This is a genomic window from Paracoccus halophilus (genome assembly GCF_000763905.1).
Classification (GTDB): Bacteria; Pseudomonadota; Alphaproteobacteria; order Rhodobacterales; family Rhodobacteraceae; genus Paracoccus; species Paracoccus halophilus.
The window spans coordinates 112,018-134,464 of the sequence record NZ_JRKN01000003.1; the positions used below are offsets into that span (position 1 = coordinate 112,018).

Below are 22,447 nucleotides of genomic sequence, written 5' to 3' on the forward strand. Positions count from 1 at the left end.
AGCCCGCCCGGCCCGTCGACCTCAGGTCGGCATCTGCGAGGCAAGCTGCTTGAGCAGCGCGTCCATCTGCTGGCACAGCGCCGCCTCGGTGGTGCTTTGCTCGCTGGCGGCTTCGGCCAGCGAACGCTCGACCCCCATGGCGGAGACGGTGCCCGCCTTGCCCTTGGCCTCGGCCGCGTCGCCCTTGGCGGCGTCACCGGGCGGGATCATCGTCAGCAGCCGGGTCTGGGTCTCGACCGCAGAGCCGTCGATATGGCCATTGTCCTGGCAATAGGTCAGGACGCCCAGCTGGTTGCGCGCGCTTTCATAGACCGCGCCAAGATCCTGCGCCGGGGCGGCGGCGGCGGGCGCCTGCGTGGTTTCGGGCGCCGCTTGCGGTGCGGCCTCTTGCGCCATGGTGGCGCCGGCGGTCAGACCGGCGACGGCCAGCGCGGTCAGGATTGCGGAACGTGCGATCATCTCGATCTCCGTCAGTTGCAGATTGGGGCGACTCTGGCACGGGTCGCCGCAGGCCGCAAACCGGCTCGGCGAAATGCCGCGTCAGGCAAGCCGGGATCAGCGGAAAAGCACCAGCGAGCCGGGCGACCAGCTGACATTCGCGCGAGCGCCGACATCCTGCACCTCGCGGCCAAAGACATTGCGCATGGCGATGCGGACCGGCCGCACCTTGTCGCCGAACCCGTCCGAGCCGTCCAGCCGGATGTCGTAATAGGTCATGTCGCCGTAATAGACGACCTCGTCGATCACGCCCTCGGCCACATGGGAATGGCCGGCCGCGCCCGGGGCCACCAGCGAAACCGCCTCGGGGCGGAAGCCGATGCTGGGGCCGTCATCGTCGGGATTGGCGCGGCTGACATTGCTGGCCGGAATTTCGACGCGGCCAAAGCCCGGCACCTCGATTTCCGTGCCGCTGGGCGTATCGCCCACGACCCGCGTCGGCAGAAAATTCATCACGCCGATGAAATCCGCGACCCGGCGGCTGGCGGGGCGGGCATAAAGCGCCTCGGGGCCGTCAAGCTGGGCGATGCCGCCCTCGAACATGACGGCGATGCGGTCGGACATGACCAGCGCCTCTTCCTGGTCATGGGTCACGAGGACGAAGGTGATGCCGACCTGGCGCTGCAGCTTGATCAGTTCGACCTGCATCTGCTCGCGCATCTTGCGGTCCAGCGCGGACAGGGGCTCATCAAGGAGCAGCACCTTGGGTTTCAGGATCAGCGCCCGGGCCAGCGCCACGCGCTGCCGCTGGCCGCCCGAAAGCGCATGGCTGGCGCGGGCGCCATAGCCTTTCAGCCCGACCATGGCCAGCGCCTCCTCGACCGCCGCGGCCTTTTCGGCCTTGCCGCGCGGATCGCGGCGCAGACCGAAGCCGACATTTTCCGCCACGGTCAGATGCGGGAATATGGCATAGGACTGAAAGACCATGTTCGTGGGCCGGTGGTTCGCCGCCACCCCCGCCATGTCCTTGCCATCGACCAGAACCACGCCCGAGCTGATATCCTCGAACCCGGCGATGGTGCGCAGAAGCGTGGTCTTGCCGCAGCCGGACGGGCCCAGCAGCGAAAAGAACTCGCCCGCCCGGATGGTCAGGTCGATGCCGCGCAGCGCATGGTAATCGCCGTAATATTTATGCACGCCGCGGCATTCGATCATCGGCGTGACGGCCTCCGGCCGGTTGTCGCGGGTCTCGGTCACAGGAAGCCTCCGGTATCCTTGGCGCCGGTCCGGGCGACGCCCCGGCGGCGGAAATATTCGGCGATGGTCAGCAGGACGATCGACAGCACGACCAGCACCGTGCCCAGGGCCATGATCATCGGGATCTGCTTGGGGAAACGCAGCTGGCTGAAGATATAGGTGGGCAGGGTCGGCTCGTTCCCGGCCAGGAAGAAGGCGATGATGAACTCATCTAGGCTGATGGTAAAGCTCATCAGCAGGGACGAGATGATGCCCGGCATGACCAGCGGCAGGATGACCAGCCGGAACGCGCTCCATTTCGTTTCGCCCAGATCATAGGCGGCCTCTTCCAGCGAGCGGTCCAGCGAGTTGAAGGCCGTGGACAGGATCACCGCCGCATAGGGCATGCAGATCAGCGTATGGCCCAGGATGACGGTAAAGACGTTCAGCGTCATGCCCAGCGACAGGAGCACCACCAGAAGCGCGATCGCGACGATGATTTCCGGCAGCACCAGCGGCAGCATGATCAGCCCCATGATCGGCCCCTTGCCCGGAAAGGCGAACCGGGTCGAGGCGCGGGCGGCGAATATCCCCAGGCAGGTCGCCAGCACCGAGGACGAGACCGCGATGATCAGCGAATTCGTCAGCGCCCGGCGCAGCGTGGCATTGCCGAACATCTGGCCGAACCATTCGGTGGTAAAGCTCTTCAGCGGAAACGAGATCACCGTGCCCGAGTTGAAGGCGAAGATCGGCAAAAGCAGGATCGGCGCATAGAGAAACAGCAGATAGAGCAGCGCATAGGCGCGCAGGCCGGACCCTTTCATCATTGCCGCACCTTCAGGAAACGTCGGTTCAGGGCGACGAAGATCAGGCTGAACACCGCCACGATCAGCATCGCCGTCACCGCCAGGGCCGAGCCCAGCGGCCTATTGTCCAGATCCAGCATCTGCGCCTGGATCATGTTGGCGATCATCGGGATCTTGCCGCCGCCGATCACCGTGGGCGTGACGTAGTCGCCGATCACCGGGATAAAGACGATCAGCGAGGCCGCGACCACGCCGGGCATGGCCAGTGGCAGCGTCACCCGCCAGAAGGTCATCGCCCGGCTTTCGCCCAGATCGCGCCCCGCCTCCAGCAGCGAGCGGTCGATCTTTTCCAGTGCGATGAAGATCGGCAGGATCGCAAAGGGGGCATAGGCATGGGCCAGGGTGATGACGATCGAGTTCACATTATAAAGCAGGAAGGTCAGCGGTTCCTCGATCAGCCCGACCGAGGTCAGCCCGGAATTGATCACGCCGTTATAGCCCAGGATCACCTTCCACAGGAAAACCCGGATCAGGTAGCTGGTCCAGAACGGAATGGTGATCAGAAACAGCCACATGGATTTCTTGTGCGCCGGCACCGCGAAGCTGAGGAAATAGGCCACCGGAAAGGCCAGAAGCACCGTCACCAGCGTCACCAGCGCCGCCACCCCAAGCGAGCGCAGCATGATCTTGTGAAAGATCGGATCGGCCCAGACCGAAGCATAGTTTTCCAGCGTGAATTCGCGGATGACTGTCAGGTAGCCGTCCTTGAAAAAGGAATAGGCCAGGATGGTCAGCAGCGGCGCGGCCATGATCAGCAGCGCATAGCCGAGTGGCGGCGCGATCAGGCTGAGGCCCTGCGCGGCTTGCGATCGGTTTGCTGAAGCCATTCTTCGTTCCTGCGCCTTGATCCGCATGTTTCCATTGCAGGTTTTCATATCCCGGGGCCAAGGGAAAGATGTTTTCGCAGCCTGGCCGCCCGCGCCCTCAGCCCGGCTGGAACCGCGCCGCGATCTGGCGGCGATGCGGCGCCCGGCGATGCTCGACCAGATAGATGCCCTGCCAGGTCCCCAGCTCCATCCGCCCGGCCGTCACCGGGATCTGCAGGCTGACCGGCAGGATCGCGGCTTTCAGATGCGCGGGCATGTCGTCGGGCCCCTCGAGCCTGTGACTCAGCCAGCCCATCGAGGGATGATCCGCCTGCGGCGCGATCCGGTCCAGCCAGCCCAGCAGGTCGCGCCGCACATCGGGATCGGCGTTTTCCTGAATCAGCAGGCTGGCCGAGGTATGGCGGACCAGCAGCGTCAGGATGCCATCGCCTGCACCGATCCGATGCAGCCATGAGACGACATCGCGGGTGAAATCATGACAGGCGGGACCGTCGGTCGCGATGGTAAAGATGTGGTTCATCCGTTTCCCCCGAGCCTTGTTCCGCCTCTATTCCGCCGCGTCGCGCCCCGCGTCCGGCCCGGGCAGCGCCTCGCCGCCGTCATGGTCCAGCGAGATCCGCTTCTGCGCACGCGCGCCCAGTTCGCGCAGCATCTCGACCTGACGGATGACATTGCCCTGGCCGCGGGTCAGCCGGTCCATGGCCTGACCATGCGCGCGGCCGGCCTGATCCAGCGCCTTGCCGACCGCCTCCATGCTGTCCACGAAACCCGCCACCTTGTCATAGATCGCCCCGGCGCGGCGGGCGATTTCCAGCGCATTCGTCTCGCGCCGCTCGACCATCCAGATATGTTCGACCGTGCGCAGGGTCAGCATCAGCGTGGTCGGCGTGGCCAGCCCGACGCGCCGGTCCAGCGCGAAACTGGCCAGTTCGGGGTCATGGCGCAGCGCCTCGGAAAAAGCGCCCTCGATCGGGATGAACATCAGCACGTAATCGACCGAGGCATCGTCCATCGCGTCATAGCCCTTATCCGACAGCGCGGTGACATGGGCGCGGATCGCGGCGACATGGCGGCGCAGGGCGGCGTCGCGCTCGGCCGGATCCTCGGCATTCACCGATTGCTCATAGGCGTTCAGCGACACCTTGCTGTCGATCACCAGCACCTTGCCGCGCGGCATGCGCACGATGACATCGGGACGCCACAGCGCGCCAGCCTCGTCGCGGAAACTGCTCTGCAGATCGTAATGCGTGCCCTCGGTCAGGCCCGATTCCTCAAGGATTCGCTGCAGGATCATCTCGCCCCAGGCGCCCTGCCGCTGCTTTTCGCCCTTGAGCGCGCGGGTCAGTTCCACCGCCTCGCGGCTGATTTCCTCGGAGCGGCGGTGCAGCCCCTCGATCTGCTCGCGCAGCCGCGCGCCCTCTTCGTCCAGCACCTTGTTGCGGGCCTGCAATTCGGTCTGGAAACGATGCACCTGATCGCGGAACGGGGTCAGCAGGGCGCTCAGCTGCTCGCCATGGGTCTTTTGCATCTCGACGCCCTGCGTCTTCAGCGTCTCATTGGCCATCAGCCGGAACTGGCCGGTCATTTCCTCGCGCAGCTCGCGCAGCGTGGCGATATCGCGTTCCGCCGCCTCGCGGTCCTTCTGCGCGGCCAACCGCGCCTCTGCCAGTTCCCGCTCGAGCCGCGAGACCGCCTGCCTTTCGCGATGCAGCACATCGGTCAGGTTGTCGCGCTCTTCGCCCAATTCCTGCAGCCGCAGGTTCTGCGATTCGGCGCGCGTTTCAAGCCGGCCGGTTCGCAGCTGCTGCTCGCGCAGGGCCTCGCGCTCCTGCTCAAGGCGCGTGCGATCCTGTTCGGCGCGGGCCATCGCGGCGCCCTGCGCAGCGCGAAGGGCGCCGCGCACGCGCCACAGCACGAGGGTCAGAACCAGCGACAAAAGCACCGCAACGGCCAGCAGGATCTGAAGCCTCTCCGGATCGCTCAGCAAGGTCCCAAGGAATTGCGCATCGACCATCTGCCGCCCCCGATCCATGAATTCGCGGGCGAGTGTTCACCTTTTGCCCCGGGATTGCAACCCGCCCCCTTTCCTATCGCCACGTCTCGCCCTAGCTTCCTGCCATATCAAGCAAGACAGGAGACCCGAAATGGTCAAAAGCGTCGCCGTCATGGTCGGATCACTGCGCAGGGATTCGATCAACCGCAGACTTGCCCGAGCGCTGGAAAAGCTGGCCGACGGCCGGTTGCAGTTCCATGAGCTGCATATCGGCGAGCTGCCCCATTACAATGACGATCTGTGGGACAATCTCCCCGAGTCGGTCGCCCGTTTCAAGGACCGGATGGACCATTCCGACGCCGTGCTGGCCGTCACGCCGGAATACAATCGCGGCTATCCCGGCCTGATCAAGAATGCGCTGGACTGGGGCACCCGCCCTTACGGCCAGAACAGCTGGGCCAACAAACCGGCGGCGATCACCGGCACATCATCCGGTGTGATCGGCACGGCGGTCGGCCAATCCCATCTGAAAAGCGACATGCTGAACATGGGCATGATCGTGATGACCCGCCCCGAGGCCTATATCCAGTTCAAGCCCGAAGCCTATGCCGCCGATGGCAGCGTAACCGACGATTCGATCCGCAAGTTCCTGACCGAATTCATGGATTCCTTTGTCACCTGGATCGACAAGCACGGCTGAGGCAAGCCGCCATGGCATGAAAAGGGCCGCGCATATCGCGCGGCCCCTGCTTTTTCCAATGCGCGGGGCGATCACTGATCGAGAAAGCTGCGCAGCTTGCGCGAGCGCGAGGGGTGTTTCAGCTTGCGCAGCGCCTTGGCCTCGATCTGGCGGATGCGTTCGCGGGTGACGCTGAACTGCTGGCCCACCTCTTCCAGCGTGTGGTCGGTATTCATGCCGATGCCGAAACGCATGCGCAGCACGCGTTCCTCGCGCGGGGTCAGGCTGGCCAGAACCCGCGTGGTGGTTTCCTTGAGGTTTTCCTGAATGGCGCTGTCCAGCGGCAGGACGGCATTCTTGTCCTCGATGAAATCGCCAAGCTGGCTGTCCTCTTCGTCGCCGATCGGGGTCTCCAGGCTGATCGGCTCCTTGGCGATCTTCATCACCTTGCGGACCTTTTCCAGCGGCATCTGCAGCTTGTCGGCCAGTTCCTCGGGCGTCGGTTCGCGGCCGATCTCATGCAGCATCTGGCGGCCGGTGCGCACCAGCTTGTTGATCGTCTCGATCATGTGGACCGGGATGCGGATGGTGCGCGCCTGATCGGCGATCGAGCGGGTGATCGCCTGCCGGATCCACCAGGTCGCGTAAGTGCTGAACTTGTAGCCGCGGCGGTATTCGAACTTGTCCACCGCCTTCATCAACCCGATATTGCCTTCCTGAATAAGATCAAGGAATTGCAGCCCCCGGTTCGTGTATTTCTTGGCGATCGAGATGACCAGCCGCAGGTTTGCCTCGACCATTTCCTTCTTGGCCTGGCGCGATTCCTTTTCGCCGCGCTGGACCTGGTTCACGATGCGGCGGAACTCCTCGATATCGACGCCGACATGCTGGCCGACCATGGCCATGTCCGAACGCAGGTTTTCCACCTGCGCGCGCGATTTGTCGAACAGCGCCTGCCAGCCGCGCCCCTTGTTTTCCATCATCCGCTCGACCCAGGTCGGATCCAGTTCGGCGCCGCGATAGACGTCGATGAATTCGCGCCGGTTGATGCGCGCGGCATCGGCCAGTTTCACCATCCCGGAATCGATGCTGACGATGCGCCGGTTGATGCCATAGATCTGATCGACCAGCGCCTCGATCCGGTTGTTGTGCAGGTGCAGCTCGTTGACCAGCGCCACGATACGCGAGCGCAGCTTCTGATAGGCCAGCTCGTCCGAGGCCGAGAAGGTATCATCCTCGTTCAGCGTCGCGGACATCCGGTTGTCCTGCATATGGGCCAGTTCCTCATAGCCCCGCGCGATGGCCTCCAGCGTCTCAAGGACCTTGGGCTTCATCGCGGCTTCCATCGCGGCAAGCGACAGGTTCTGGCCGTCGTCCTCGTCATCCTCGTCATCGTCCTGAGCCGAGGGGATCGGGTTGCCGTCGGCATCCAGTTCTTGCTCTTCGCGCGGATTTCCGGACGAGGCGGCCGGGGCCGAGCCGGCGGGCGAAACCGGCGCCGGCGGCGCAAGCTCTTCCTCATCCTCGCCATCGTCCATGGCGCGCCCGAAGGTGGTTTCCAGATCGATCACGTCGCGCAGCAGGATATCCTCGTCCAGAAGCTCCTGCCGCCACATGGTGATGGCCTTGAAGGTCAGCGGGCTTTCGCACAGCCCGGCGATCATCGTGTTGCGACCGGCCTCGATACGCTTGGCGATGGCGATCTCGCCCTCGCGCGAGAGTAGCTCGACGCTGCCCATCTCGCGCAGATACATGCGCACCGGGTCATCGGTGCGATCCAGCTTTTCGGTTTCGGTCGTGGCGATCGCGACCTCGCGCGAACCCGAGCCGGTGGTCGCGACCTCGCCGCCGCCCTGTTCGCCCTCTTCCGCCTCTTCATCGTTCTCGACGACGCGGATGTCCATTTCGGACAGCATCGACATCACGTCCTCGATCTGGTCGGAACTGACCTGTTCGGGCGGCAGGACGGCGTTGAGCTGGTCATAGGTGATATAGCCGCGATCGCGCCCCTCGGCGATCATGCGCTTGACCGCGGCCTGACTCATGTCCAGCGTATGGGCATCGTCCTTGGTGTCGGGCTTCTGGTCGTCGTCGTTGGCTGCCATGCTGGCTCCCTTGAAGCGGTGATTCGCAAATGGGCGAATCGGGATCGGCGTTCGACCGGTTCTAACCGAATCACGGGCCCTTTCATAGCCCATGGAGGTTAACGAACCGTGGTGATTCGGTGCGAATGATTCGCGCCCGGTTTCATCGGCGCGGCTTGCGCCATATCTCGTTTTTCAGCGCGGCCTCCAGAAAAGCGCGACGAGAATCGCTGTCCTCGCCCAGATCGGAGAGGTTAGCCAGCGAAGGATGGTCGGCCTGTTGGCGTGCGCGTCCCGATTCGGTTACACGCCAAGTCAGACCCTCATCTGCCAGCCCTACTATCTCGGCCTCTGCACGCTCGATTTCTCGCTTGACTGCACGACGAGCCGACAATTGTTCGAGAGTGTTCACGAGCCGCAATTCTGCTTCGGAAAGCGGAACGGATTTCCAGATGAATGGCGTGGCTATGACTTGTGGTAGCGCCATAATCTTTTCAAGAGCGCGCTGCCCCTTGCCGGACTGAGAACCAGATAGAAGGTCGTGAACCAAGGCAGCGCGTTCTTCGTCTTGAGGCTCCAACCGTTCTAAATGCCCCTCGACCGAGGAAATCAGCTCGGGGTAAACGGCACATATCGCCAGCACCATCGCCTCGATCAGCGCCTCGGCCTCATGCTCGCCGGCCTGGGGCGAGGACAGGCGCGAGGCGCGCGCCGGCTCGCTGGGCTGGACCGGCAGATGGCGCGCATCGCGGCCCTGCCCCTTGCGCCCCTGCCAGCCCTCGCGCGGGGGCGGGCGGTTCGTCGCGCCATCGCGGCGGCGCGGCCCGAACAGTTCCCATTTCAGGTTCTTCAGCGCGGCGGAATAATGGTCGCGCGTATCCTTGTCGGGGATTTTCGCGATGGCATCGCCAAGCGCCTTGTCCAGCGCGGCGCGGCGTTCGGGGCTGTCAAAGACGCGCCCCTCGGTCTCGCGCCGCCAGAGCAGATCGACCAGCGGCCGCGCCTCGTCCAGAACGCCGGCCATGGCCGCCGCGCCGCTGGCCCGGATCAGGTCGTCGGGGTCCTGCCCCTGCGGCATGAAGGCAAAGCGCAGCGCCTGCCCCGGCCCGGTCATCGGCAGCGCCAGATCGATCAGGCGCATGGCCGCGCGCAGCCCGGCCTCGTCGCCATCCAGCGCGATCACCGGCTCGGGCGAGATGCGCCACATCAGCCGCAGCTGATCCTCGGTGATCGCCGTGCCCAGCGGCGCCACGGCACCCTCGAACCCGGCGCGAACGAGGGCGATCACATCCATATAGCCCTCGGCCACGATCAGCGGCTTACCCCTGGCCACCGCCGCCCGCGCGGGTCCGACATTGTAGAGGTTGCGCCCCTTGTCAAAGAGGACGGTTTCCGGGCTGTTGAGGTATTTCGCCCGCGCATTCGGATCCATCGCGCGGCCGCCAAAGGCGATGCAGCGCCCGCGCCCGTCGCGAATCGGGAAGATGATGCGGCCGCGGAACCGGTCAAAGGGTGCGCCGCCATCGTCGGGCTTTGCCGCCAGCCCGGCATCGACGATCAGCGCCTGATCCACGCCCTTGCTGCGCAGGGCATTGAACAGGCCCTGCCGCTGATCCGGCGCGAAGCCGATGCCGAAGGCCTCGCCGGCGGCCTCGTCCAGGCCCCGCCGCGCCAGATAGTCGCGCGCCGCCTGCGCCGCGCCGGTCTGCAATTGCAGGCGGAACCAGCGCGCGGCCTGCTCCATCACCGCGACCAGTTCGCTGCGGCGGTCGGCCCGCTGGACCTCGCGCGGGTCGCGTTCGGGCATCTGCAAGCCCGCCTCGGAGGCCAGCATCTGGACCGCCTCGATGAAGCCCAGCCCCTCGGCCTCGCGCAGGAAGGTCAGCGCGTCGCCCTTGGCGTGGCAGCCAAAGCAGTAATAGAAGCCCTTCTGGTCATCGACATGGAACGAGGCGGTCTTTTCGCCGTGAAACGGGCAAGGCGCCCACCAGTCGCCCTTGGCCTGATTCGAGCGCCGCAGATCCCAGACCACCTTGCGCCCGATCACGCGGGACAGGGGCACACGGGCACGGATCTCGTCAAGGAACTGGGGCGGCAGACTCATGCTGTTCTATATCGGATCGCCGGCGGCGATTGAAAAGGGGCTTCACGCGCCGACCGCGCCGCGCACCAGATCCCAATAGACCGCGACCACCTTGTCCCGGTCCAGCCGCCCGCCCTCGCGATACCAGTTCGTCACGCCGGTCAGCATGGAAATCAGCGCCATGGCGGTCAGCCGCGTGTCGGGCACCGACATGCTGCCCTGCGCCTGCCCGGCGATCAGGATCGCCTCCAGCGCGTCCTCGTAGCGGCGGCGCAGATCCGCGATCTGGCGATGGTTTTCCGGGGTCAGGCTGCGCAGTTCCATATAGGACAGGAACACCGCCTCGGGGTGTTCGAGGCTGGTGCGGATGTGAAAGCGCAGGAAACTCTGCAGCCGGTCCAGCGGCGGGCGGGCGGGGTCGTCCTGCCAGGCGCCCAGCAATTCCTCCATATGGCCGCGCAGAAGATCGGCCAGCAGCGCCTGCTTGTCCGGCGTATAGGCGTAAAGCGCGCCGGCCTGCACGCCCACCTCGGCCGCGATCTGGCGCATCGAGACGGCGGCAAAGCCATGGCGCGCGAACAGCCTGCGCGCCGCCTCGCGGATCGCGGGCCCGGTGATCTCTGCGCGTGAACCCTGGGTGCGTGCCATGCCGCCTTCTAGGGACGAAACCCGCCCGAAGGAAGAGCGCATCTTGCCCCCACCCGCCGGCTGGTTCTATCTATCGCGATGACAATGATCGGGGGGACGGCATGGGCTTGCGGCAGATCTTGGGCGCGACGGCGCTGATCGGGCTGGCGGCCTGTGGCGACAATACCTCTGACTATCCCGCCCTGTTGCCGACCGAGCAGGTGCTGGCCGAACCCGCCATTGCGGGCCATGCCGCCGATGCCGCGCAGCTCGATACCGCCGGCGCGGCGCTGGAGGCGCGCAACCGCAGCCTTCGCGCCCGCGCCCCGGGAACCGCCGCCGGCACGGGCGATCTGCAACGCCGTGCCCAGGCGCTGCGCAGCCGCGCGAAAACCCTGTCCGAGCGGTCGCCGGACGGATCGCCCTGCCCCGAGGACCGGCCCGATTGCGCCAGCCCCTCCGGACAGGACTGACCAAGGAGAATCCCCATGCCCGTGATCACCTGTATCGAGGATCTGAAACGGATCTATCGCCGCCGCACACCGCGCATGTTCTATGACTATACCGAGAGCGGCAGCTATACCGAGAGCACCTTTCGCGCCAATACCGACGATTTCGCGCGCATCAGGCTGCGCCAGAAGGTTGCGGTGGACATGACCGGCCGCAGCACCGAAAGCACGATGATCGGCGGCAGGGTGGCGATGCCGGTGGCGCTGGCGCCGGTCGGCATGACCGGCATGCAATCCGCCGATGGCGAGATCAAGGCCGCCAATGCCGCCCGGAAATTCGGCATCCCCTATACGCTGTCGACCATGTCCATCTGCTCGATCGAGGATGTGGCCGAGGCGACGCGCCACCCGTTCTGGTTCCAGCTTTACGTCATGCGCGACCAGGAGTTCCTGGAGGCGATCATCGAGCGGGCGAAGCGCGCGAATTGCTCGGCGCTGGTGCTGACGCTGGATCTTCAGATCCTCGGCCAGCGCCACAAGGATCTGAAGAACGGCCTGTCCGCGCCGCCCAAGCTGACCCTGCCGGTGATGCTGGATCTGGCGACGAAATGGCGTTGGGGGATCGAGATGCTGCAGACCCGGCGGCGCAGTTTCGGCAATATCGTCGGCCATGCCAAGGGCGTGGGCGACACCCGCTCGCTGATGAGCTGGACGGCCGAGCAGTTCGATCCGCAGCTCGACTGGGACAAGATCGCGCGCATCCGCGATCTCTGGGGCGGCAAGCTGATCCTCAAGGGGATCAACGATCCCGAGGATGCCCGTATCGCGGCGGATTTCGGCGCCGATGCCATCGTGGTCAGCAACCATGGCGGCCGGCAGCTGGACGGCGCCGTCAGCTCGATCCGCATGCTGCCCGAGATCGTCAAGGCGGTGGGCGATCAGGTGGAGATCCATCTCGACAGCGGCATCCGGTCTGGTCAGGACGTGCTCAAGGCGCTGGCGCTCGGCGCCCATGGGACGATGATCGGCCGCGCCTATATCTACGGCCTCGGCGCCATGGGAGAAGAAGGCGTCAGCACCGCGCTCGAGGTGATCCGCAAGGAGCTGGACATCACAATGGCGCTGTGCGGCGAACGCAATGTCGCGGATCTGGGGCGTCACAATCTGCTGATCCCCAGGGAGTTTCTTGAACCCTACGCCTGAACCGGCCGGCTAGCGGTCCGCTTTGGCGCGCGGCTCGCGGGCAGGCTGCCGGACCGGGGCGACCTCGCGACTTTCCGCGTCATGCGGCGTCTCGCGGGAATCGGACCGCGCCCTGCGGCTCAGCCCGGGAACCGGAAACAGGCCCATCATCATCGCGATCAGGGCCGGCCCGCCGACCGCGAAGAGCATCAGCCCGGCCAGCCCGGTCACGCCCAGATTCCAGGCCAGGTGCAGCGCCAGCACATGCATGAAATAGACGGCGGCGGAAATCGGATCCAGCCGCAGCGGGGGCGCCGGCATGGTGGCTTCCATGGTGGCCAGGAACAGCGCCGGCGCCGCGATATAGGTGCCAATCGGAATGTCGAGCATCACCGTATCGCCCCAGCGGGCCTGCACCAGCCATGCCTCGAGCATCAGCGCCGCGCAGCCAAAAGCCAGCAGCGTCAACACCAGCCCGCGCGGCGGCCAGCCATCCCGGCCCATCAGAGAGGCCCGGCGGCCGAGCACATAGCCGATGGTCACGAAGGGAAAGCAGAAGAACAGCCCGTTCAGATATTGCCGCACGCCAATAGGCGCCAGGCCCGCCAGGTTGGCATATTGCATGGCAATCCCGATCAGCGCGCATAATGTCGCAAACCCGATCAGCACCGGCAGTTCGAGACTGAACGCGATGATATGCATGAGCCGGCGCAGCGCCAGGATCAGGAAGCCCGCGAACAATATCCCGGCCATGAACCAGAGGTGGAAATACCCCAGAAGCAGCATCTTGATCAGCGACACGGGTCCATGCAACTGGTCCAGCCAGAACGGCACATAGACCACCATCCAGAACACATAGAGGCCTAGCACGCGGATCAGCCAGCGCATGCCGTCGCCCCGTCGCGTCACCCAATACAGGAAATACCCCGCAATGATTGAAAATATCGGCACGATCATGCGCATCAGACCGTTGCCGATCACAAAAACCACCGGCGTCATGTTGCTTTGCAGCCAGTAGGTATGGCCGAACGCCACCAACACGGCCATGAACAGCTTCAAGTAATCAAGCGAATGAATACGTTGCAATGAAGTACCTCTTCCTGCACGTGCAAGGTTTGCAACCTCCGTCGCAGTCCTGCAATGACTTTGTGCCCGCTATTCGCTTTTTTCTCTTCACATCCCAAATTTAGCGCGCTATAGGCCCGGCTTCGGCCATGCACCCTTGGAGGATGGCCGCGAACCAAATAGCACAGGATTACCAAAATGGCCAAAGAGATCCCGGATCTGGTGGCCGAGGCACGCGCGGGGACAGGCAAGGGGGCCGCCCGCCAAGCTCGCCGCGAAGGCAAGGTGCCCGGCATCGTATATGGCGACGGCAAGGAGCCGGCGCCCATCCAGATCGAATTCAACTCGCTGCTGACGAAACTGCGCGCCGGCCGCTTCATGTCCACGCTGTGGAACCTGAAGGTGGATGGCCAGGACGATGTCCGCGTCATCTGCCGCGGCGTGCAGCGCGACGTGGTCAAGGATCTGCCGACGCATATCGACTTCATGCGCCTGCACCGCAATACCCGCGTCAACCTGTTCATCCATGTGAACTTTGAAAACCATGAGCAGGCTCCCGGCCTGAAGCGTGGCGGAACGCTGGTCGTGGTGCGCCCCGAGGTCGAACTGGTCGTGACCGCCTCGGACATCCCCGAGCAGATCACCGTCGACCTGACTGGCCGCGAGATCGGCGATTCGATCCATATCAACGACATCACGCTGCCCAAGGGCGTGAAGCCGACCATCGACCGCAACTTCGTGATCGCCAATATCGCCGCACCCTCGGGCCTGCGTTCGTCCGATAACGAAGATGGCGGCGCCGGCGAAGAGGCCGCGGCCGAGGAAACCGCCGTGGAATAACCGGCTTTCGCCGGTACAGGATCTGGGCGGCACCCGACGGGCGCCGCCCTTTTCGTTTCCGGGCCGCCGGCTTGCCGTCAGGCGCCGCGATTGCTATGCCCGGCCCCTGCACCGATCCGCTGACGAACAGGCGAAACAGATGACCGAACCGATCCATATCATCGGCGCCGGCCTTGCCGGGTCCGAGGCCGCCTGGCAGATCGCCCGCGCCGGCCTGCCGGTGGTGCTGCACGAGATGCGGCCGCAGGTCGCGACATTCGCCCATCGCACCGGCGATTGCGCCGAGATGGTCTGCTCGAACAGTTTCCGCTCGGATGACGACCGGATGAACGCGGTCGGCCAGCTGCATTGGGAAATGCGCGCGGCGAACGGGCTGATCATGGAGATGGCCGCGCGCCACCGCCTGCCCGCCGGCGGCGCGCTGGCGGTGGATCGTGACGCCTTTTCGCAGGCCGTCACGCAGGCGCTGCAAAACGAACCGCTGGTCAGTTTCGCCCCCGGCGAGATCCGCGACCTGCCCGCCGAGGGCCGCTGGATCGTCGCCACCGGCCCGCTGACCTCCGAGGCGCTTGGCGCCTCGATCCGTTCCCTGACCGGCGAGGGCGCCCTGGCATTCTTCGACGCCATCGCCCCCATCGTGCATGCGGAGACGATCGACATGTCGATCTGCTGGCGCCAGAGCCGCTATGACAAGGGCGAGACCGAGGAAGAGCGCACCGCCTATATCAACTGTCCGATGACCCGCGCGGATTACGAGGGTTTCATCGACGCGCTGCTGGCCGCCGACAAGACCGAGTTCCGCGAAGGCGAAACCGCCGGATATTTCGACGGCTGCCTGCCCATCGAGGTGATGGCCGAACGCGGCCGCGAGACCCTGCGCCACGGCCCGATGAAGCCGGTCGGTCTGACCAACGCCCATGACCCGGGCGAAAAGCCCTATGCCGTCGTACAACTGCGCCGCGATAACGCCTTGGGCACGCTCTACAATATCGTCGGCTTTCAGACCAAGATGAAATATGGCTCGCAAACCGATGTTTTCAGGCGCATTCCCGGGCTGCAAAATGCCAGCTTCGCGCGCCTGGGCGGCATTCACCGGAACAGTTTCCTGAACTCGCCCCTGCTGATCGACGACCGGCTGCGGCTGCGGGCGCGCCCGAACCTGCGCTTTGCCGGTCAGGTCACCGGCGTCGAGGGCTATGTGGAAAGCGCCGCCATGGGTCTGCTGGCGGGCCGGATGGCGGCGGCCGAGGCCCTGGGCCGCGACCTGCCGCCGCCGCCCGCCACCACCTCGATGGGGGCGCTGGTCAATCACATCACCGGCGGCGCGGATGCCAGGACGTTCCAGCCGATGAACGTGAATTTCGGCCTCTACCCACCGCTGCCGGAAACGCGCGGCGGCCGCAAGGGCCGCAAGGATCGCTATCCGGCCTATACGGATCGCGCGAAATCCGATTTCAATGAATGGCTTGCGGGGCAGATGTGAACCGGACGCGGTTCGCGCCCTCGCCCACCGGCCCCCTGCATCTGGGCCATGCCTTCGCGGCCGTGACCGCAGCGCGGCTTGCCGATCCCGGCGAATTCCTGCTGCGGATCGAGGATATCGACCGCAGCCGCTGCCGCCCGGAATACGAGGACCTGATCGCCACGGACCTGCATTGGCTGGGCCTTGACTGGCCACAGCCGGTCATGCGCCAGTCCGAACGGCTGCCCGTCTATCGCACGGCGCTGGAACGACTGGCACGGCTTGGGCTGGTTTACCCCTGCCAATGCCGCCGCGCCGATATCCGCGCCGCCCTGTCAGCGCCACAAGAGGGCGTAACGCCGGTGACGGGCCCGGACGGCCCGGTCTATCCCGGCACCTGCCGGCATCGGCGCATGCAGGATGCCCGGCCCGATGACGCGATCCGCCTGAATATCGAACGCGCGCTGGACCATATCCAGGCGCATGAAATCGCCTTTCTGGACGAGATCGTCACGCCCGGCCAACCGCACCGGATGAGTGCCGCGGACCTGATCGGCGGCGTCGGAGACGTGGTTCTGGCACGGCGCGGCATGGGCACCAGCTATCACCTGGCCGTCGTACTGGACGATGCCGCACAAGGGATTACCCTTGTAACGCGAGGAAAAGACCTTTTCGAATCAACATATATCCACCTTATTCTTCAAAAAATTCTCGGACTCCCGACGCCGCGCTATCACCATCACCGCCTGATCCGGGACGCCGCCGGCAAGCGTTTGGCCAAACGCGACGACGCCCGGGCGCTGCGCCTTTATCGGGCCGAAGGCGTCAGCCCCGGGGATCTGCTTCACTCGCTGGGGTTCTGAGGCTCGGTCAGGATGATCTCCTGCCCGTCGCGGATCGCGGTATGGAAACAGCTGCGCCGGTTGGTGTGACAGGCCGGGCCGGTCTGGTCGACCAGAACCAGCAGGCAGTCGCGGTCGCAATCCAGGCGCAGCTCGATCAGGCGCTGCACATGACCCGAGCTTTCCCCCTTGATCCAGAACGCCTGACGCGAGCGGGACCAATAGGTCACCCTGCCGCTCTCCAGCGTACGGGCGACGGCCTCGGCATTCATCCAGGCCATCATCAGCACCTCGCCGCTGCCGTAGTCCTGCGCGATGGCGGGAATCAGCCCGTTCGCGTCATATTTAAGGCTGGCTGGGTCGAACATCGGGTTTCCTTTCGGCTTGGCCATGCCTATCTAATCCCGGTGCAGCCGAGGGAAAACCCATGTCCGACACCGATCTGATGCAGCTTTATTCCCGGCGCATCCTGGCCTTGGCCGCGGATATCCCGCATCTGGGCAAGCTGGAAAACGCCACCGGCAGCGCACATAAGCGTTCGCCGCAATGCGGCTCATCGGTGACCGCGCATGTGGTGATGCGGGACGGGCGGGTCCAGGATTTCGCGCAAGAGGTACGGGCCTGCGCCCTGGGGCAGGCTTCGGCCGGCGTGCTGGGACGGGTGGCGCTTGGCCGTCGGCGCGACGAGATCGCGCATGCGCGCGATGCCTTGCAGGCCATGCTGAAATCGGACGGCCCCGCCCCCCCAGCCCCCTTCGATGAACTGGAGGCCCTGCTGCCGGCGCGCGAATTTCCCAACCGTCACGCCTCGATCCTGCTGGCATGGGAGGCGCTTCTGGGCGCCATCGACGCCTCGCCCGCATGAAAAGGCCGGCCCTTTCGGGGCCGGCAGTTACGCGCTTGATCGTCCGGGGGAAGGGGTTGCCCACGTCCAGGCGAGAACGCGGGCGCTCATAGCGCGGGGCAGTAAAGAGCAGGCTTCAGGCCGCCACGATCGACGGCAGCGAGAACAGGATGATCGCGGTCACCGAGATTGCGACGGTGGCCAGAAGGTCGGACAGGGATTCGCGGGTCATGGGCGTTCTCCACAGTTTGTTTATACTTTGTTCTCATATTGCGGATGCGGAGTAAAGAACTTTTTAGGAACATTTGACGAAACCCTAACCGGCCGAGATCAGCCGGATCGCCCGATCCTGTTCCATCAGCCATAAAAGCAGCCGCACGGCGCGGCCGCGTTCGCTTTCCATGCCGGGGTCGCGTTCCAGAAAGGCTTGCGCATCCTTGCGCGCCATGGCCATCAGCCCGGCCTGGCGCTCCAGATCGGCGATGCGGAATCGCGGCAGGCCGGATTGCGCGGTGCCGATGACATCGCCGGCGCCGCGCATGACCAGATCTTCCTCGGCGATGCGGAAACCGTCCTCGGTCTCGCGCAGGATGCCAAGGCGGCGGCGGCCGGTTTCCGAGAGCGGCTCGTGATACATCAGCAGGCAGCTTGAGGCGCCGCTGCCGCGCCCGACGCGGCCGCGCAGCTGATGCAGCTGCGCCAGACCAAAGTTCTCGGCCCGTTCGATCACCATGATCGTGGCCTCGGGCACGTCGACGCCGACCTCGATCACCGTTGTCGCGACCAGGATACGCGCCCGGCCCGATGCGAAATCGGCCATGGCGGCATCACGCTCATCCGCCGGCATCTGGCCATGAACCAGCCGCGTCTGATCGCCGAAACGGGCGCGCAGTTCCTGAAACCGCGCCTCGGCGGCGGTCAGATCGACGGCCTCACTTTCCCCGACCAGGGGACAGACCCAATAGGCCCGCGCGCCCTCCTGCAGTGCATTGGCAAGGTGATCGACGACCTCGCGCATGCGCGAATCGGAAACCACGGTGGTCCTGACCGGCTGCCGCCCGGGCGGCTTTTCGTCCAGAACCGACAGGTCCATATCGCCGAACTGTGCCAGAGCCAGCGAGCGGGGGATCGGCGTTGCGGTCATCACCAGCATGTCGGGCGGCAGACCTGCGCCCTTGCTGCCCAGTTCCATCCGCTGGTTGACGCCGAAACGGTGCTGTTCGTCGATGATCGCCAGCCGCAGATCCTGAAACGCGACGGTTTTCTGAATCACCGCATGGGTGCCGACCAGAATGTCGATCCGCCCCTCGGCCAGATCGGTCAGGATATTGTCACGCGCATCGCCCTTGTCACGGCCGGTCAGCGCCTCGAGCCGGATACCGGCCAGCCGCGCCAGCGGCTCAAGCGCGCGGAAATGCTGGCGGGCGAGGATCTCGGTCGGAGCCATCAGCACGCCCTGCCCGCCCGCCTCGACCGCGACCAGGAGCGCCAGAAAGGCGACCAGCGTCTTGCCCGCCCCGACATCGCCCTGCAGCAGCCGGTTCATCCGCCGTGGCGCGGCCATATCGGCGGAAATTTCCTCGATCGCGCGGCTTTGCGCGCCGGTCAGCGGCCAGGGCAGGCCGGACTGCACGCGGGCACGGAGACGGCCGTCCCCCCGGGTCTGCACCCCCCGCAGCCGGCGGCGGTCGCGCCGCAACAATGCCAGCGTCATCTGATGGGCCAGCAATTCGTCATAGGCCAGCCGCGCGCGCGCCGGATCGCTTGGCGACAGCGCCTGCGGGCCGGTCGGTGCATGGGCGCGGGCCAGCGCGCCGGCCCAGTCCGGCCATCCCTCGCGCGCAAGGACCGCGGCATCGATCCATTCGCCGGCCTCGGGCAGCTGCGCCATCGCACCCGCCACCGCCTTTTGCAGCACGCCCTGCGTCAGCCGCCCGGAAAGCGGATAGACCGGCTCGAACTCGGGCGGCGGCGTTGCGCCTTCGGGTCCGATGTGATCGGGATGCACCATCTGCGCCATGCCGTCGAACAGCTCGATCCTGCCCGAGATCACCCGGCGCTGACCGGGCGGCAATTGCTTTTCGATCCAGTCGCGCCGGGGATGGAAGAACACGATCTGCAGATCCGACACCCCGTCCGAGCACTGCACCCGCCACGGCCTGTTCTTCGCGGCGGGCGGGCTGTGGCTCTGAACGGTGATCGTCACGGTCACGGTCTCGGGCGGGCGGGCATCGGCGAGCCGCGCGACCGGACGCCGGCGGATACCCGAATGCGGAAGCGTCAGGATCAGATCGCGCAGCCGCGTCACCCCCATCTGGGCAAGGGACTCGGCGGCGCGCGGACCGATTCCGGGCAGGGTCTCGACGCCGGCGAACAGCGGAAACAGTGCCGGCGGGCGGCCCGGCGTCACCCCTGCGCCAGAGCCAGCCATGCGTCCTCGTCAATGACCTCGACGCCCAGTTCCGCGGCCTTTTTCGCCTTGGAACCCGCGCCCGGCCCGGCGATCAGCAGATCGGTCCGGGCCGAGACCGAGCCGGCGACCTTGGCCCCCAGGGCCTCGGCGCGCGCCTTGGCCTCGGCGCGGGTCATCTTTTCCAGCGTGCCGGTAAAGACCAGCGTCTTGCCAGCAATGGCGCTGCCGGTATCGCCGGGCGCCGCGACATCGACAATGGTGAGTTGATCCGCCAGACGGTCGATGGATGGCCGTTCCGCCTGGGGCGAAAAGGCCGCGATCAGCGAGGTCGCGACCTTGACGCCGATCCCGTCGATGCCGGTCAATTCGTCCCAATCCGAACGGTCGATCGCCGGGGCCTCGTTCCAGACGGCATCCCGCACCGCCTTGAGATTGGCCCGCCGCCCTTCGCTGCGGGCCAGGATGCGCTCTTCGGCCTCGGCGGCCTCGGCCCGCAAATGGCGCTCCTGCGCGGGACGCGCGCGGTCGAGACATTCCGTCAACCGCGTCCAGATGCCGAAATGCCGCGCCAGATCCATCGCCACGACCTCGCCCACATGGCGGATGCCAAGCGCAAAAAGCGCGCGGTTGAGTTCGATCCGGCGGCGCTCCTCAATGGCAGCGAACAGATTTTCCGAGGATTTGCTGCCCCAGCCCTTGATCTGCGCCAGCGCCTTGCCGCCAAGATGGCGGATCGCGCGGATGACGTGATCGGCGTCGGCCTCATCGACCGGAACGCCGGCGGCGCGCAGCATCTCGGCAATGCCGGACAGCAATTCGGCGCGCCGTTGCGGGTCATGGGCGGCGCGGGCGACGATCTCTTGCGGGTCACGGACCAGCCGGTCGCCGCTTGCGTCGCGCGCGGCCAGGGTAAAGATATCGGCGGGCTCGGCCAGCCTGCAGGTCGCATAGAGGAACTCGACCTGACGGGCGCCCAGCCCCTCTATATCGAAAGCGGCGCGCGACACGAAATGACGCAGTTTCTCGACCGCTTGGGCCGGACATATCAGGCCGCCGGTGCAGCGGCGCACGGAATCCCCCTCTTCGCGGATGGCGGGGGATCCGCATTCCGGGCAGTTGCGCGGAAACTCATAGGGCGGTCCTGCTTCGGCGCTCCGCCTGGACAGGTCGACATCGGAAATCTTGGGGATGACATCACCGGCGCGATAGACCTCGACCCAGTCGCCGGCGCGAATGTCCTTGCCGCCGCGAATGTCCTGCCCGTCGGCGCTGCGACCGGCGATGTAATCTTCGTTGTGCAGCGTCGCGTTCGAAACCACGACCCCGCCCACCGTCACCGGCAGCAGCCGCGCCACCGGGCTGAGCGCGCCGGTGCGGCCGACCTGGATATCGATCGCCTCAAGCCGGGTCCAGGCACGCTCGGCCGGGAATTTATGCGCCAGCGCCCAACGTGGCGTGGTCGAGCGCATGCCCAGCCGCGCCTGATAGCCCAGATCATCGACCTTGTAGACCACGCCATCGATGTCATAGCCCAGTGTCGCGCGCATCTGTTCGATCTGGGACCAGGCCGCGATCATCTCGGGGACGGAATTGCAGACCCGGGTCAGCGGGTTGATCTGAAAGCCCCAGGCCCGCATCCGCTCGACGGCCCGCATCTGGCTATCGGCCAGCGGTGCAGAGGTCTCACCCCAAGCATAGGCGAAAAAGCGCAATGGCCTCGATGCCGTGACTGCCGGGTCCTGCTGACGCAAGGATCCCGCCGCCGCATTGCGCGGATTGGCAAAGACCCGGCCGCTATCGGACCGGTTCAGTTGCTCGAAATCCTCATGCGACATATAGACTTCGCCACGGATTTCCAGAATGTCGGGATACTCGGCGCCCGAGAGCCGCTGCGGGATATCTGCGATCGTGCGCGCGTTCGCGGTGACATTTTCCCCCACGGCGCCATCTCCACGGGTCGCGGCCTGGACCAGTTCCCCCGCTTCATAGCGCAGCGACAGTGAAAGACCGTCGATTTTGGGCTCGGCCGTGAATGCCAGAGGATCGGCAGCATCAAGATTCAGAAACGACCGGACGCGCTGGACGAATGCCTCGACATCGGCCTCGGAAAAGCCGTTCTCGAGCGACAGCATGGGCAGTGCATGCGCAACCTTGGCGAATCGCCCGTCCGGGGCGGCGCCGACCTGCTGCGTGGGGCTGTGCTTCTGCACCAGTTCGGGAAAGCGTGCCTCGATCGCCTCAAGCCGCCGCTTCCGCGCATCATATTCGGCATCGCTGAGAAAAGGCGCGTCTTCATTGTGGTAAGCCAGATTCGCGCGGCCGATTTCCTCGGCGAGGCGTCTTGCCTCGCCTGCGGCGGCGACCGGATCCAGTTCCTCCACGGGTGGCAGCGGGGCTTGCGATCTGTCGGTCCCGATCTCCGAGGGAGCCCCCCCTTGCTTTCCGTTCATCGCCCCTCTGCCATCGGTACGCCCCTCGGGGCCGGTTTCAGCAGGAACGTGATACCGAGGTCGGTGC

The 22,447-nt window shown here is 65.6% G+C and carries 20 protein-coding genes; 7 read left to right on the forward strand and 13 right to left on the reverse strand.

Annotated elements, in window-relative coordinates; translation table 11 throughout:
- Nucleotides 1–21: 21 nt before the first annotated feature.
- The 6 genes from IT41_RS03060 to IT41_RS03085 form a co-directional block, all read right to left on the reverse strand.
- Nucleotides 22–459: a pore-forming ESAT-6 family protein gene (locus IT41_RS03060; protein WP_036738721.1), complete on the reverse strand. Its 438-nt coding sequence runs from the start codon at nucleotides 457–459 to the stop codon at nucleotides 22–24.
- Nucleotides 460–555: 96 nt separating this feature from the next.
- Entirely contained in the window at nucleotides 556–1,653 is a 1,098-nt protein-coding gene (locus IT41_RS03065) for an ABC transporter ATP-binding protein (RefSeq protein ID WP_036738828.1), read from the reverse strand.
- 38 nt (nucleotides 1,654–1,691) lie between these two features.
- Nucleotides 1,692–2,498, reverse strand: a complete 807-nt coding sequence (locus IT41_RS03070) for an ABC transporter permease (RefSeq protein ID WP_036738829.1) — start codon at nucleotides 2,496–2,498, stop codon at nucleotides 1,692–1,694.
- Nucleotides 2,498–3,367, reverse strand: coding sequence for an ABC transporter permease (locus IT41_RS03075; RefSeq protein WP_036738830.1), 870 nt, complete (start codon nucleotides 3,365–3,367; stop codon nucleotides 2,498–2,500). Before IT41_RS03075 ends, IT41_RS03070 begins: the two co-directional genes overlap by 1 nt.
- Nucleotides 3,368–3,464: 97 nt before the next feature.
- Entirely contained in the window at nucleotides 3,465–3,887 is a 423-nt protein-coding gene (locus tag IT41_RS03080) for a secondary thiamine-phosphate synthase enzyme YjbQ (RefSeq protein ID WP_036738722.1), read from the reverse strand.
- A gap of 27 nt (nucleotides 3,888–3,914) precedes the next feature.
- Nucleotides 3,915–5,381, reverse strand: a complete 1,467-nt coding sequence (locus tag IT41_RS03085; RefSeq protein WP_036738831.1) for a DNA recombination protein RmuC — start codon at nucleotides 5,379–5,381, stop codon at nucleotides 3,915–3,917.
- 130 nt (nucleotides 5,382–5,511) lie between these two features.
- Between IT41_RS03085 and IT41_RS03090 the strand changes: the two genes are divergently transcribed.
- Complete coding sequence (locus IT41_RS03090) at nucleotides 5,512–6,060, forward strand: NADPH-dependent FMN reductase (RefSeq protein WP_036738723.1); 549 nt, start codon at nucleotides 5,512–5,514, stop codon at nucleotides 6,058–6,060.
- 71 nt (nucleotides 6,061–6,131) lie between these two features.
- Here IT41_RS03090 and rpoD read toward each other — a convergent pair whose 3' ends face one another.
- From rpoD to IT41_RS03105, 3 genes are all read right to left on the reverse strand, one after another.
- Entirely contained in the window at nucleotides 6,132–8,144 is a 2,013-nt protein-coding gene (gene rpoD / locus IT41_RS03095; RefSeq protein WP_036738724.1) for an RNA polymerase sigma factor RpoD, read from the reverse strand.
- A 142-nt stretch (nucleotides 8,145–8,286) separates the two neighbouring features.
- Nucleotides 8,287–10,227, reverse strand: coding sequence for a DNA primase (gene dnaG, locus IT41_RS03100; protein WP_036738725.1), 1,941 nt, complete (start codon nucleotides 10,225–10,227; stop codon nucleotides 8,287–8,289).
- Nucleotides 10,228–10,269: 42 nt separating this feature from the next.
- On the reverse strand, nucleotides 10,270–10,854 hold the full coding sequence (locus tag IT41_RS03105) for a TetR/AcrR family transcriptional regulator (RefSeq protein WP_036738726.1): 585 nt from the start codon (nucleotides 10,852–10,854) through the stop codon (nucleotides 10,270–10,272).
- Between the two features lie 101 nt (nucleotides 10,855–10,955).
- Between IT41_RS03105 and IT41_RS03110 the strand changes: the two genes are divergently transcribed.
- Nucleotides 10,956–11,306: a hypothetical protein gene (locus IT41_RS03110; RefSeq protein WP_036738727.1), complete on the forward strand. Its 351-nt coding sequence runs from the start codon at nucleotides 10,956–10,958 to the stop codon at nucleotides 11,304–11,306.
- Between the two features lie 15 nt (nucleotides 11,307–11,321).
- Nucleotides 11,322–12,485 carry an alpha-hydroxy acid oxidase gene (locus IT41_RS03115; protein WP_036738728.1) on the forward strand — a complete coding sequence of 388 codons (1,164 nt, stop codon included), beginning with the start codon at nucleotides 11,322–11,324 and terminating at the stop codon, nucleotides 12,483–12,485.
- Nucleotides 12,486–12,494: 9 nt separating this feature from the next.
- On the opposite strand, the gene IT41_RS03120 is transcribed toward IT41_RS03115, so the two are convergent.
- The gene (locus IT41_RS03120) at nucleotides 12,495–13,550 is read right to left on the reverse strand and encodes an acyltransferase family protein (protein WP_175496386.1); all 1,056 of its coding nucleotides are present in this window, start codon (nucleotides 13,548–13,550) and stop codon (nucleotides 12,495–12,497) included.
- Between the two features lie 177 nt (nucleotides 13,551–13,727).
- On the opposite strand from IT41_RS03120, the gene IT41_RS03125 reads away from it, so the two are divergent.
- The 3 genes from IT41_RS03125 (at nucleotide 13,728) to gluQRS (ending at nucleotide 16,694) form a co-directional block, all read left to right on the forward strand.
- Nucleotides 13,728–14,369 carry a 50S ribosomal protein L25/general stress protein Ctc gene (locus IT41_RS03125; RefSeq protein ID WP_036738729.1) on the forward strand — a complete coding sequence of 214 codons (642 nt, stop codon included), beginning with the start codon at nucleotides 13,728–13,730 and terminating at the stop codon, nucleotides 14,367–14,369.
- Between the two features lie 139 nt (nucleotides 14,370–14,508).
- Nucleotides 14,509–15,852, forward strand: coding sequence for a methylenetetrahydrofolate--tRNA-(uracil(54)-C(5))-methyltransferase (FADH(2)-oxidizing) TrmFO (gene trmFO, locus IT41_RS03130; RefSeq protein WP_036738833.1), 1,344 nt, complete (start codon nucleotides 14,509–14,511; stop codon nucleotides 15,850–15,852).
- A complete protein-coding gene (gene gluQRS, locus IT41_RS03135) occupies nucleotides 15,831–16,694 on the forward strand; it encodes a tRNA glutamyl-Q(34) synthetase GluQRS (RefSeq protein ID WP_036738730.1) in 864 nt (287 codons plus the stop codon). The genes trmFO and gluQRS overlap by 22 nt, the downstream gene beginning before the upstream one ends.
- Here gluQRS and hisI read toward each other — a convergent pair.
- Nucleotides 16,676–17,041, reverse strand: coding sequence for a phosphoribosyl-AMP cyclohydrolase (hisI, locus tag IT41_RS03140; protein WP_036738834.1), 366 nt, complete (start codon nucleotides 17,039–17,041; stop codon nucleotides 16,676–16,678). The two genes, gluQRS and hisI, sit on opposite strands and share 19 nt — an antisense overlap.
- Before the next feature lie 59 nt (nucleotides 17,042–17,100).
- Here hisI and IT41_RS03145 point away from each other — a divergent pair, with 59 nt between their 5' ends.
- Nucleotides 17,101–17,538 (forward strand): iron-sulfur cluster assembly scaffold protein, encoded by a 438-nt coding sequence (locus IT41_RS03145; RefSeq protein WP_036738731.1) that lies wholly within the window; start codon nucleotides 17,101–17,103, stop codon nucleotides 17,536–17,538.
- Between the two features lie 295 nt (nucleotides 17,539–17,833).
- Here IT41_RS03145 and recG read toward each other — a convergent pair whose 3' ends face one another.
- Both recG and ligA read right to left on the reverse strand, forming a co-directional pair.
- On the reverse strand, nucleotides 17,834–19,948 hold the full coding sequence (recG, locus tag IT41_RS03150; protein WP_036738732.1) for an ATP-dependent DNA helicase RecG: 2,115 nt from the start codon (nucleotides 19,946–19,948) through the stop codon (nucleotides 17,834–17,836).
- Nucleotides 19,924–22,380 (reverse strand): NAD-dependent DNA ligase LigA, encoded by a 2,457-nt coding sequence (ligA, locus tag IT41_RS03155; protein ID WP_081967443.1) that lies wholly within the window; start codon nucleotides 22,378–22,380, stop codon nucleotides 19,924–19,926. Before ligA ends, recG begins: the two co-directional genes overlap by 25 nt.
- Nucleotides 22,381–22,447 lie beyond the last annotated feature (67 nt).